The organism is Micromonospora sp. DT44 (genome assembly GCF_049841635.1).
GTDB lineage: Bacteria > Actinomycetota > Actinomycetes > Mycobacteriales > Micromonosporaceae > Micromonospora.
This window is the reverse complement of sequence record NZ_JBNCKS010000019.1, coordinates 45393-57271: the sequence shown is the minus strand read 5'-3', so window position 1 is coordinate 57271 and position 11879 is coordinate 45393. Positions and strand designations below refer to the sequence as shown.

General features: G+C 73.2%; 13 protein-coding genes. All 13 read left to right on the top strand.

Annotated elements, in window-relative coordinates:
* Nucleotides 1–88: 88 nt before the first annotated feature.
* The 13 genes from ftsZ (at nt 89) to ACLQ25_RS13455 (ending at nt 11824) form a co-directional block, all read left to right on the top strand.
* The gene (gene ftsZ / locus ACLQ25_RS13515; protein WP_425731221.1) at nt 89–1204 is read left to right on the top strand and encodes a cell division protein FtsZ; all 1116 of its coding nucleotides are present in this window, start codon (nt 89–91) and stop codon (nt 1202–1204) included.
* 9 nt (nt 1205–1213) lie between these two features.
* A complete protein-coding gene (locus ACLQ25_RS13510) occupies nt 1214–1957 on the top strand; it encodes a YggS family pyridoxal phosphate-dependent enzyme (RefSeq protein WP_425731220.1) in 744 nt (247 codons plus the stop codon).
* 188 nt (nt 1958–2145) lie between these two features.
* Entirely contained in the window at nt 2146–2877 is a 732-nt protein-coding gene (locus tag ACLQ25_RS13505; protein ID WP_425731219.1) for a cell division protein SepF, read from the top strand.
* Between the two features lie 30 nt (nt 2878–2907).
* A complete protein-coding gene (locus ACLQ25_RS13500) occupies nt 2908–3213 on the top strand; it encodes a YggT family protein (protein WP_355049471.1) in 306 nt (101 codons plus the stop codon).
* Nucleotides 3214–3257: 44 nt separating this feature from the next.
* Nucleotides 3258–4061, top strand: a complete 804-nt coding sequence (locus ACLQ25_RS13495) for a DivIVA domain-containing protein (RefSeq protein ID WP_355049472.1) — start codon at nt 3258–3260, stop codon at nt 4059–4061.
* An 80-nt stretch (nt 4062–4141) separates the two neighbouring features.
* Nucleotides 4142–4888: a hypothetical protein gene (locus tag ACLQ25_RS13490; RefSeq protein WP_425731218.1), complete on the top strand. Its 747-nt coding sequence runs from the start codon at nt 4142–4144 to the stop codon at nt 4886–4888.
* A gap of 12 nt (nt 4889–4900) precedes the next feature.
* Nucleotides 4901–5215, top strand: coding sequence for a DUF167 domain-containing protein (locus ACLQ25_RS13485; protein ID WP_425731217.1), 315 nt, complete (start codon nt 4901–4903; stop codon nt 5213–5215).
* Nucleotides 5216–5237: 22 nt separating this feature from the next.
* Nucleotides 5238–6737 carry a potassium/proton antiporter gene (locus tag ACLQ25_RS13480; protein ID WP_425731216.1) on the top strand — a complete coding sequence of 500 codons (1500 nt, stop codon included), beginning with the start codon at nt 5238–5240 and terminating at the stop codon, nt 6735–6737.
* Between the two features lie 223 nt (nt 6738–6960).
* A complete protein-coding gene (locus ACLQ25_RS13475) occupies nt 6961–7380 on the top strand; it encodes a TraR/DksA family transcriptional regulator (protein ID WP_355049476.1) in 420 nt (139 codons plus the stop codon).
* A gap of 66 nt (nt 7381–7446) precedes the next feature.
* Nucleotides 7447–8061, top strand: coding sequence for a signal peptidase II (lspA, locus tag ACLQ25_RS13470; protein WP_396799200.1), 615 nt, complete (start codon nt 7447–7449; stop codon nt 8059–8061).
* A complete protein-coding gene (locus tag ACLQ25_RS13465) occupies nt 8058–9002 on the top strand; it encodes an RluA family pseudouridine synthase (RefSeq protein WP_425731215.1) in 945 nt (314 codons plus the stop codon). Before lspA ends, ACLQ25_RS13465 begins: the two co-directional genes overlap by 4 nt.
* Before the next feature lie 42 nt (nt 9003–9044).
* On the top strand, nt 9045–10076 hold the full coding sequence (locus tag ACLQ25_RS13460) for a hypothetical protein (protein ID WP_425731214.1): 1032 nt from the start codon (nt 9045–9047) through the stop codon (nt 10074–10076).
* 74 nt (nt 10077–10150) lie between these two features.
* On the top strand, nt 10151–11824 hold the full coding sequence (locus ACLQ25_RS13455; RefSeq protein ID WP_425731213.1) for an AAA family ATPase: 1674 nt from the start codon (nt 10151–10153) through the stop codon (nt 11822–11824).
* Nucleotides 11825–11879 lie beyond the last annotated feature (55 nt).

The following is an 11879-nucleotide window of genomic DNA, read 5'->3' as shown; positions in this document are numbered from 1 at the left end:
GATCCTCGCTGGTGGCGCTGTCGTCGGCCGCTGGGCTGGCCACGCCGTACCCGGTCGGTCGAAGCCAATCTCGAAGAAAGGACCGGAGATGACACCTCCGCACAACTACCTGGCGGTCATCAAGGTCGTCGGCATCGGGGGTGGCGGCGTCAACGCCGTCAACCGGATGATCGAGGTTGGGCTCAAGGGCGTCGAGTTCATCGCGATCAACACCGATGCGCAGGCGCTGCTGATGAGTGACGCCGACGTCAAGCTCGACGTCGGCCGCGAGCTGACCCGCGGACTGGGCGCGGGCGCCAACCCGGACGTCGGCAAGAACGCCGCCGAGGACCACCGCGACGAGATCGAGGAGGTGCTCAAGGGCGCCGACATGGTCTTCGTGACGTGCGGCGAGGGCGGCGGCACCGGCACCGGTGGCGCGCCCGTGGTGGCCAACATCGCCCGCAAGCTCGGGGCACTGACCATCGGTGTGGTGACCCGGCCGTTCTCGTTCGAGGGCAAGCGCCGCCAGGTGCAGGCCGAGACCGGAATAGACGAACTTCGCAACCAGTGCGACACGCTGATCGTCATCCCGAACGACCGGCTGCTGGCGCTCGGCGACCGCAACATCAGCATGATGGATGCGTTCCGCACCGCCGACCAGGTGCTGCTCTCCGGTGTGCAGGGCATCACCGACCTGATCACGACCCCGGGTCTGATCAACCTGGACTTCGCCGACGTCAAGAGCGTGATGAGCGGCGCGGGCAGCGCGTTGATGGGCATCGGCAGCGCCCGCGGGGAGAACCGCGCGGTCGAGGCGGCCGAGGCGGCCATCTCGAGCCCGCTGCTGGAGCAGAGCATGGACGGCGCGCGCGGCGTGCTGCTCTCCATCGCCGGCGGCTCCGACCTGGGCCTCTTCGAGATCAACGACGCGGCGCAGCTGGTCACCGACGCGGCCCACCCGGACGCCAACATCATCTTCGGCGCGGTCATCGACGACGCGCTCGGTGACGAGGTGCGGGTGACGGTCATCGCGGCCGGCTTCGACGGTGGCACGCCGGCCTACAAGGCGGCCGAGCCGACCCGCAAGACCAACACCAACCAGCCGGCGCCGCAGACCACCCCGGTGCCGCCGCCGGCCACCCTGCCGGCCCCGACGCAGTCGCCCCGCCGGGTGCTCTTCGACGACGTGGATGTGCCCGACTTCCTCAAGAACGGCTCCTGAGCGCCGCCGATGACCGACAGCTCAGCCACGGTACGACCGGACCGGAGCGCCGAACTCGCGGCCGGTCTGGCGACGGTACGGGCCCGGATCGCCGAAGCCTGCGCCCAGGCGGCCCGGGACCCCGCCGACGTCACCATGATCGCCGTGACCAAGACCTACCCGGCCGTGGACGTGGTGGCGTTGGCTGGGCTCGGGGTGACCGACATGGGGGAGAACCGCGACCAGGAGGCGGCCGGTAAGGCAACCGAGGTGGCCGCCGCCGGGGTACGTCCGCGCTGGCACTTCATCGGGCAGTTGCAGCGCAACAAGGCCCGTTCGGTGGTCCGTTACGCCGACGTCGTGCACTCGGTGGACAGCGTACGGCTGGCCCGGGCACTGGACGGCGCGGCGGCGCAGCGGGAACGGCCGTTGGACGCCCTGGTGCAGGTGAGCATCGACGGTGACCGGGCGCGGGGCGGCGCTCTGCCCGGGTCGGCCGACCCGGAGTCCGGCCTGGACACGGTCGCCGCGGCGGTCGCCGAGTCGTCGGCGCTGCGCCTGGCCGGTCTCATGGCGGTCGCGCCGCTGGGCTGGCCGCCGGATCGCGCCTTTGCCCGGTTGGCCGAGATCGCCGAGGCCTTCCGATCGGTCCATCCGGGAGCGACAGCGTTGTCGGCGGGGATGAGCGGCGACCTGGAAATCGCGATCCGTTACGGCGCGACACATGTCCGCGTCGGTAGCGCGTTGCTCGGAATGCGTCCCACGCTGCGGTAGCCTGACCGCGAGACAGGCAAATTACATCAGTGTTGTTTCAGGGACGGCTGATCCTGTGGGGGTCGTGACACGCGACGCGAATCGCATGTCACGGGATTGCCGTCCCGGTCCGATGGGCATGGTTGTCCACTCGCGACGGGCGACATGGCACGGGGGCGAGTGCCGCACGGCGGACGGAAGGGCGCGGGATGGGTGCACTGCGCAAGGCGGGGGTCTGGCTCGGTCTCGTCGAGGAAGACGACGAGCGGGCCTACGACGACGGTGACTACGACAAGGGTGGTTACCGTGACTCGCGCTACCGGCAGAGCCGGTACGCCGAGGAGTTCGCCGACGAGGACGACGACGACACCGAGGAGCCGCCGGCTCCCCGGGCGCGCGCGAGCGAGCGGGGCCGGCTCTCCGAGCGGTCGGCCGGACGGCTCGCCGACTCCGACCGGGGCGACTCCGACCGGGCTGAGCGAGCCGAGCGGGCTGAGCGCTCCGAGCGGGCCGAGCGGGCCGAGCGCTCCAGCGTACGGTCGATCACGCGGTCCTCGGCGAGCGAGACGTCGGGCGCGCTGACGTACCACACCCGCGACAACCTGGCCCTCGCGCCGCAGGCCGTGACGCGGGAGCGCGTGGTCATGCCCGAGGAGGAGCAGCGCTACCAGATCACCACCCTGCACCCGACCACCTACCGGGAGGCGCGCACCATCGGTGAGCACTTCCGCGACGGCGTACCGGTGATCATCAACCTCACCGAGATGGACGAGGCCGACGCCCGCCGTCTGGTTGACTTCGCGGCCGGTCTGGCGTTCGGGCTGCGCGGTACGATCGAGCGCGTGACCAATCGGGTGTTCCTGCTCTCACCGGCCAATGTCCAGGTCACCGCTGAGGACAAGGCCAAGATCGCTGAGGGCGGTTTTTTCAGCCTGAGTTGACCCCGCCCGACCCGAGGGACGTCGCTGACCGTGTTGTCGATCTTGCTGCAAGTGTTGTACCTGGTCCTTTATGTCTTCCTGCTTCTTCTTCTGTCCCGGTTCGTGTTGAGCGCCGTCCTGCAGTACGGCCGCCGGTGGCAGCCGGGGCGCGGAGCGGCGGCAGGATTGGAATCCGTGTGGAGCGTCACTGATCCCCCTCTCAACGCGTTGAGGCGTGTGATCCCTCCGCTGCGAATTGGTACCGTGAGCATCGACCTGGCCTCCCTTGTGCTCCTGGTTATCCTGTTCGTGCTGATGGAGTTCGTGTTAGGGCCGTCGATCAGGGCATCTGCCTGATGACCGACGCGCTTTCGCGGCCGCAACTGACCCGAGGAGTTTCGATGCCGCTGACCCCGGCCGACGTACACAACGTCGCCTTCAAAAAGCCGCCGATCGGCAAGCGGGGGTATGACGAGGAGGAGGTCGACGCCTTCCTGGACGAGGTCGAGCGCGAGCTCGCCCGTCTCATCGAGGAGAACAACGAGCTGCGCGCCCAGGTGGAGCGCGGCGGCCGTGGCGGTGCCCCCGCCGGCCCCGGCGGCGACGCCCGACTGGCGGCGGAGCTCAACGACGTCAAGGCCCAGCTCGACCGGGTCCAGCGCGACAAGTCCGCCGCCGAGCAGGCCGCCCGCGCCATGCAGGCCGAGCTGGAGCAGGTCCGCGCGACCGGCGGCCCGGCCGGCGTCACCGGTGACGGTGAGCAGCAGGCGCTGCGGGTGCTGATGATGGCCCAGCGCACCGCCGACGACCACGTGTCCGACGCGCGCCGCGAGGCCGACTCGCTGCTGTCCGAGGCGCGGAGCAAGGCCGAGGAGGTGACCCGCGAGGCTCGCGCGAAGGCCGACGCCCTGGAGCGGGACGCCCGCCAGCGGCACCAGGAGGCCATGGGCGGCCTGGACGCCAAGCGCACGGCCCTGCAGAAGCACATCGAGGAGCTCAAGCAGTTCGAGCGCGAGTACCGCACCCGGCTCAAGGCGTACCTGGAGAGCCAGCTGCGGGACCTCGACGGTCGCGGCCAGGGCCTCGAAGCCGAGATGACCCGCTCCGAGGCAGGCCGGGTTGCCGGCGGCAACGGGCTGGCCGCGGCGGGCCTCGCCGGTTCGTACGGCGGCGGGCGCTCCGGCGCCCTCGAAGCCGGACGCTGAGCACCGGCCGGCGATCGCTCTCCGCAGATGGTGACGGTCGCCGGCCCCGCCTGGACGGTACGACGCGGCAGGGGTGAGCCGTGATAGTCGCGAGTCTCCTGCTCATCCTCGTCGCCGTGGTGCTGCTGGTGTTCGGCCTGGCCGGTGGCTCCAGCACGCTGTTGACCATCTCCATCGCGGCCAGTCTGCTGGCCGCCGTGGCGCTGGTGGTGGGCGCCCGCCAGGCAGCCGCCAACCGCGCCGCGGCGGATCCCGGCCGGGTCGGCCCGCGAGACCGCGGGGCATTCCGCACGGCCAGCCGGGCCGAGCCGGGTGCCGCGTACGGGCCACCGCTGGCCGAGCCGGATGTGCCGGTCCAGCACGTACCTTCGACGGTCGGCGACGGCGGCACCGGGTGGCGGCAACCACCCGAGCCGCCGTCCGACCCCGAGCCGGCGTACGACGTGGCCTCGCCGTACGAGCCCGACGCGGCGGCCGACGGCGGTGCACGCACCTCGCCCGTCAGTCCGGCGTCACCGTTCGTGGCCCGCGCCGACGAGGCGTACCGGGCCGACGCCGTGACCGCCGACCCGCTGGCCGCCGACCCGCTGGCCGACGAGCCCGCGGAGCAACCGGTCACCCCCGCCGAGGCGGCCCGGATCTCCCGGCTGCCCGACTCCGTCGAGGTGGTGGACGGGCGGCCCCGCTACCACCTGGCCGCGTGCCCGCACCTGATCGGCCGGACCCCCGAGACGCTTCCCGTCGCCGAGGCCGTCGAGCTCGGCTTCACGCCGTGCGCGACGTGCGCGCCGGCCACCGCCCTGCTCATCGACGCCCGGCCGTTCTGAAGAGCGGTGCCGGTGCCCCCGCAGGACACGCTCACCGTGTCGGTACGCGTGAAGCCGGCTGCCTCCCGCGATGCCGTCGGCGGTCGCTTCGACGGCCCGCACGGCCCCTCCCTGGTGATCGCCGTCCACGCCCCGGCGGTGGACGGTCGGGCGACCGAGGCGGCCCGCCGCGCCCTCGCCGCCGCGCTGGGCGTCCGGCCGGCGGCGGTGTCGCTGCGGACCGGCGCGACCAGCCGGGACAAGCTCTTCCTCGTCGACCGGCCCACCCCCGAGCCCCCCGAGCTGCCCGACGTGCTGCGCCGACTGCGCGACGGAGCCGCCGGGTGAGGACCGCCCGGGCCCGGCGACCGTGACGCCCGGGCTGGACATCGCGCTGTTGCTGGGCGCGGCCGTGCTGCTGGTGGCGGTTGGCGCGGTCCGGCTCTCGACCCGCCTCGGGGTGCCCAGCCTGTTGGTCTACCTGGCGCTCGGCGTGGCCATCGGCGAGGCCGGCCTCGGCATCCGCTTCGACGACGTCGACCTGACCCGGACCCTCGGCTTCTGCGCGCTGATCGTGATCATCGCCGAGGGCGGCCTCACCGCGCGGTGGAGCACGCTGCGTCCGGTGCTCGCGTTGGCGTCCGCGCTCTCCACGGTCGGCGTGGTCGTGAGCATCGTGGTGGTCGGCGTCGCCGTACACCTGCTGCTGGGTCTGGACTGGCGGTTGGCGCTGCTCTACGGCGCGGTGCTCTCCTCCACCGACGCGGCGGCGGTGTTCGCCACCCTGCGGCGGCTGCGGTTGCCACCCCGGCTGGTGGCCACCCTCGAGGCCGAGTCGGGCATGAACGACGCCCCGGTGGTGCTGCTCGTGGTGCTGCTGTCGCACCGGGGCCTGTCGCATCCGTGGTGGTACGAGGTCGCGCTGCTCTCCTACGAGCTGGGCGTCGGCGCGGCGGTGGGCGTGGGCGTGGGCCTCGCCGGCACGTGGGCGCTGCGCCGGGCCGCGCTGCCCTCGGCCGGCCTGTACCCGATCGCGGCGGTGGGGATCACCGTCCTGGCGTACGCCGCCGGCGCCGTGCTGCACGCCTCGGGCTTCCTCGCCGTCTACGTGGCGGGGGTGCTGCTGGGCAATGCCCGCCTGCCGCACCGACAGGCGATCCTCGGCTTCGCCGACGGGCTGGCCTGGCTCGCGCAGATCGGCCTGTTCGTGCTGCTCGGCCTGCTGGTCGCGCCCGGCCGGTTGGACGCCGCGGTGCTGCCGGCGGTGGTCGCCGGTCTGGCGCTGGTGCTGCTGGCCCGGCCGCTGTCGGTGGCGGTCTCGGCGTTGCCGTTCCGGGTGGGCCTGCGGGAGCAGGCGTTCCTGTCCTGGGCCGGGCTGCGCGGGGCGGTGCCGATCGTGCTGGCCACCATCCCGCTCTCGCAACGGGTGCCGGGCGCGGAACGCCTCTTCGACGCGGTCTTCGTGCTGGTGGTGATCTTCACGCTGGTGCAGACGAGCACGCTCGGTCCGTTCGCCCGCCGGCTGGGGACCACCGCGCCGGCGGAGGCCGCCGAGATCCACGTGGAGACGGCGCCGCTCGAGCGGATGCGCGCCGACCTGTTGCAACTGGAGGTGCCGCCGGGGTCCCGGCTGGCCGGCGTGCACGTCGATGAGCTGCGGTTGCCGCTGGGCGCCTCGGTGACCCTGGTGCTGCGCGACGGGGTGGGTTTCGTGCCCGGCCCGGACACCCGGTTGAAGACCGGCGACAGCCTGCTGATCGTCGCCACCGGTGGGGTACGCGACGCCGCCGAACGGCGGCTGCGGGCCGTCAGCCGACGGGGGCGGCTGGCCCGATGGTTTGGCGAGTACGGAGATGAAGCGGTCGGTTGATCTGCTAGCGTTCCCTTTGCCCCAGTTAGGCAGAGCTAGGGGCGGTTGAGCGGTACGACGGTGCGCCACGTTGTCGGACGCCTGCACGTTCCGTATTCTTGCCAACCTCGGGAGTGCGCGGCCATTGTCGCCGTGCGCCCCTTTTCGTACTCAGGGGACGCCTTCGTCGGCGCCCCTGACCAGGTGCCGCGACCGCGCGGCTCCCCGGCCGAGGGAGCGACCCATGGCGAAGCCAGCCGACACCAGGACCGCCGGCCGCAAGCCGGTGGCCAAGGCCACCCGCAGCGCGGCGGAGACCGAGAAGATCCGGGCGGCGCTGGCGGCGCGGCGGGACGAGCTTCGCGCCGAGTACGATCAGACGCTGAGCGAGATCACCGAGCTGCAGCGCGAGCGGTTGACGGACTCGGCCGGGGACGACCAGGCCGACACCGGCACCAAGACCTTCGAGCGGGAGCAGGAGATCTCTCTCGCCAACAGCATTCTGGAACGGATCACGCAGGTCGAGCGCGCCCTGGAGCGCCTCGACGAGGGTGGTTACGGCTGGTGCGAGCGGTGCGGCAACCCGATCCCGGTCGAGCGCCTCGCCGCCTTCCCGTCGGCCACCCTGTGTGTGACGTGCAAGCAGTTGGAGGAGCGGCGCTGAAAGCCCGGTCCCCGTCTGCGACGAGACGGTGAGCGATCACCGCCGAGACACCTCGATGGGGAGCGCATGACCGCAGCACCGCCCGCCGAACCCGGCCGCACCGACCCGGGAGGCGGCAAAGCCCGTCCCCGGGCCGTCGCGATCCTCGCCGGAGTGGCCCTGGTGGCCCTGCTGGCCGACCTGGTGACCAAGCACCTCGCCCTGGCCGGCCTCACCGACCGCGAGCCGGTCCGGATCCTGGGCGGGCTGGTCTACCTGAGCCTGACCCGCAACAGCGGCGCCGCGTGGAGCATCGGGGCGAACTACACCTGGGTGTTCCCGCTGATCACCATCGGCGTGGTCGGCTGGATCGTTTGGATGGCGCTGCGGCTGCGCTCGCTGCCGTGGGCGATCTCCCTCGGCCTGGTGCTCGGCGGCGCGCTGGGCAACCTCATGGACCGGATCTTCCGGGCGCCCGCGCCCTTCCACGGGCACGTGGTCGACATGATCAGCGTCTTCGGGCCGTACGGCGAGTACTTTCCGGTGTTCAACCTGGCGGACAGCTCGCTCGTCTGTGGCGTGGTGCTGGCCGTGCTGCTCGAGCTGACCGGTCGGCAGCGCGACGGCCGGCGGGCCGGCGGTGACGGCGCCAGCGGCGACGCGAACGCCACCGCCGACGCCGAGCAGCGGGAGCGGGCATGACCTCCGCCTTCGCCGCCGGCGGCGACCACCGTTCCCTGCCCGTACCCGATGGTCTCGACGGCATGCGCCTGGACCAGGCGGTGTCCCGGCTCTTCGGTCTCTCCCGGACCGCCGCGGCCGCCCTCGTCGACGCGGGCGACGCCCTCGTCGACGGCGCCGCCCGACCCAACTCCCACAAGGTCAAGGCCGGCTCCTGGCTGGACGTCACGCTGCCCGCGCCGGTCGCGCCGCCGACCGTGGCGCCGCAGGCGGTGCCGGGCCTGCGCGTCGTGTACGCCGACGACGACATCGTCGTGGTGGACAAGCCCGTCGGGGTGGCCGCGCATCCCAGCCCGGGATGGACCGGCCCGACGGTGATCGGCGCGCTCGCCGCGATCGGCCACCGCATCTCCACCAGCGGCGCCGCCGAGCGCCAGGGCGTGGTGCACCGCCTCGACGTGGGCACCACCGGAATCATGGTGGTGGCCAAGAGCGAGCAGGCGTACACCGCGTTGAAGCGGGCCTTCAAGTACCGCGAGGTCGACAAGGGCTACCACGCCGTGGTGCAGGGCCACCTGGACCCGCTGCGGGGCACCGTCGACGCGCCGATCGACCGGCACCCCACCCACGACTACCGCTGGGCCGTGGTGTCCGGCGGCAAGCCGAGCATCACCCACTACGACACCCTCGAGGCGTTCCCGGCGGCCAGCCTGGTCGACGTCCGGTTGGAGACCGGCCGGACCCACCAGATCCGGGTGCACTTCTCCACCCTGCGGCACCCCTGCGTGGGTGACCTCACGTACGGCGCCGACCCCACCCTCTCGGCCCGTCTCGGCCTGGCCCGTCAGTGGCTGCACGCCCGCGAACTGAGCTTTTTGCATCCCCGTTCGGGGGACGAGGTCCGGTTCGTCAGCGACTACCCTGACGATCTGGAACGTGCGCTTGAGATCCTGCGTGACTGAGCGGCGACCACCCGACATCGATCCGACGAGGGGATCCCGCCCGTGCGCGCCGGCGACCTGCTGCGGCAGCTGGACCAACGGCTGCTGCCGCCGTTGACCCGTGCGGTGGCCCGTCTCGGTGACACCTCGGCGCGGTCCGGCGTGCTCAGCTGGGCCGCGGTGCTCTCCGCGGCGGCAGTGCTGGGCACGGCCGTCTGGGCCGTCGACGACGCACCGGTCAGCAGCGACTCGACGGTGGGCGAGGTGACCCGCGTCGGGGTGGCCGACGGCGACTCCGTGCCGGGCTACCTCAGCTCCGCGGCGGCCGACCTGGCCGCGTTGGGTCCGACCGCGCCGGCCACCGGGGACGGGACGTACGCGTTGGTCACGCTCGGCGCGTACCTGCCGCCACAGCGCCTGGCCACGGTCCTCGGCGATGTGTCGGTCTCGGCCGTCTTCGGGCGGGTCCCGTTGCCCGGTCGGCAGACCGAGATCGTCCGCATCCCGGCCCTGCGGGTGCCGGACGACGTGGTCGCCCAGATGGAACGCGTGGCCGCCCGCAAGGACGGCGAGGCCGCCGACTACCGGGCGCGGGCCGCCGCGGTGCGCGGCGACGGCGTCGCCGAGCGCGAGCTGCGGGAGCGGTACGCCGTCGACGCGGACGTGGCCGGCGCCGAGGCACGGGCGTACCGGGCCGGCTGCGCCTGCGTCTACGCCGCGGTGGTGCGCGCCGCGCCGGAGGCGCTGCGCCGGGTGGCCGCCCGCCCGGACGTACGGGCCGTCGATCCGGCGCCCGAGGTGTACCGGCTCGACCGTACGGTCTTCACGCCGCCGCTGCCCGAGCAGCGCGATGTGGTCCGCCCGCCGGCCGACACCGGGCCGAGTCCGTCGCCGACGCCGCGCCCGAGCGACGGGTCGACGTCGAGCACGCCAATGCCGCCGGTGCCGATGGGCGAATCGTCGGAACCCGCACCGCTCGTAACGATTGCGTCACCCGAGCCGACCCCGGCGCGGTCCACCGAGCCTGCCCCGCCGGCACTCACCACCTCCCCGGACGCGACGGATCCCGGGTTGCTGGCAACTTCCCCGCCGTGATCTACGCCGGGCGGCGTGCGCCCGCAGGAGTGGTCCGAATAGGGTTTGGTTCGTAGCCTGTCAGGCAGAGATCGATGGCGCTGGGAGGGCGGGCCGTGGAGGGCAGTGAGACCGGCTGGGGCCGGCCGGCCGAACCAGCGCCGAGGTGGCGGGCGTTGCTCGACCGTGCCCGGCTGGGCGGTCGGGCGGCGGAGCAGCCCGAGCCCGAGCGCCGTGCCGACGAGGCGGCCCCGGACCCACTGCCGCGACGCGCGGCCCCCAACGGCTACGCGGGGCGCGCGTCGGCCATCGGGCATCCGGCCGATCTGTCGTACGGCCAGGAGCCCGGTTACCGGGCCGAGGGGACGTACCGGGTCGACCCCGCCTACCGTGCCGAGCCGGGATACCGGTCCGAGCCGGACTACCGCGCCGAACCGGCGTACCGGTCCGAGCCGGACTACCGTGCCGAGCCCGCGTACCGGTCCGAGCCGGGTTACCCGGTCGAGCCGACGTACCGCGCCGAGCCGGGTTACCCGGTCGAGCCGACGTACCGCGCCGAGCCGGGTTACCCGGCCGAGCCGACGTACCGCGCCGAGCCCGGCTACCGGGCCGAGCCGACGTACCGCGCCGAGCCGGGTTACCCGGCCGAGCCCGAGCCGCCGCGCCGTGCCGAGCCGGAGTCGCGCTACGCCATCCTGGACAACGGCGGCTACCGGCCGGGCAATCCCGTCGGCGAGTCCCGCTACGCGCTGCTGGAGACCGGTTACCAGCCGGAGACCGGCTACCCGGCGCCCGCGCCGCCGGTGACACCCGCCCCCGCGATCGCGCCACCGCCGGTCGTTCCACCACCCGCCCCGCCGGTCGCGCCGCCGCCGGTCGCGGTGGTCCCCCCGCCCGGCTCGGCCCTCGCCGAGCGCGGCTTCCCGGCCCGGGTCGAGTGGCGCCCGCAGGGCGTCGACCAGGAGTCCGAACGCGCCACCGGGGTGCTCCGCCGCGACCTGGGCACACCCCGGGTGTTCGCGTTCGCCAACCCCAAGGGCGGGGTGCACAAGACCACCGCCACCGTGCTCGCCGCCGCCACCGTCGGCAGCGTGCGGGGGCGGGGCGTACTGGCCTGGGACGACAACGAACTGCGGGGCACCCTCGGGTTGCGCGCCGGCAGCGCCCGACACGCCCGCACCATCCGACACCTGGTCAGCGACCTCGCCCAGATCGAGATCCTGGAGGGCGCGACCCTGCTGGAGCGGCTGGACGACTACCTGCGGCACGCCTCCGACGGCTCGTACGACGTGCTGGCCGGCGAGGAGAGCCCCCGTTTCGCCCAGCGGCTCGACCAGTTCACCGTCAAGCGGGTGCTTGAGCTGCTGCGGCGTACGCACGACGTGATCTGCGTGGACACCGGCAACAACGTGGAGAGCCCCAATTGGCGCACCGTGATGCACGCCGCCGACCAACTGGTGGTCACCACCGTGCCCCGCGAGGACGCGGCGTTCAGCGCCGACTGGATGCTCGACCTGCTGCACGAGGAGGGAATGGGCGAGCTGGCCGACAACGCGATCACCCTCATCTCCTGCCCTACTGCCGGCCGCTCGGCATTACAGGACGACCTGGAACGGCACTTCGCCACGCGTACCCGTGCGGTGGCCGTGGTGCCGTACGACCCGGCGTTGGAGACCGGCTCGTCGATCGAGTACCACCAGCTCCAGCCGGAGACCCGCGAGGCGTGGCTGCGCGCCGCCGCGGCCATGGCGGAGCCGTTCGCCCGGTGAGCTGGTTCGCCGCCACCGGCGCCCCGGCCCGTCGCGGGGCCTGAGAGGATCATCG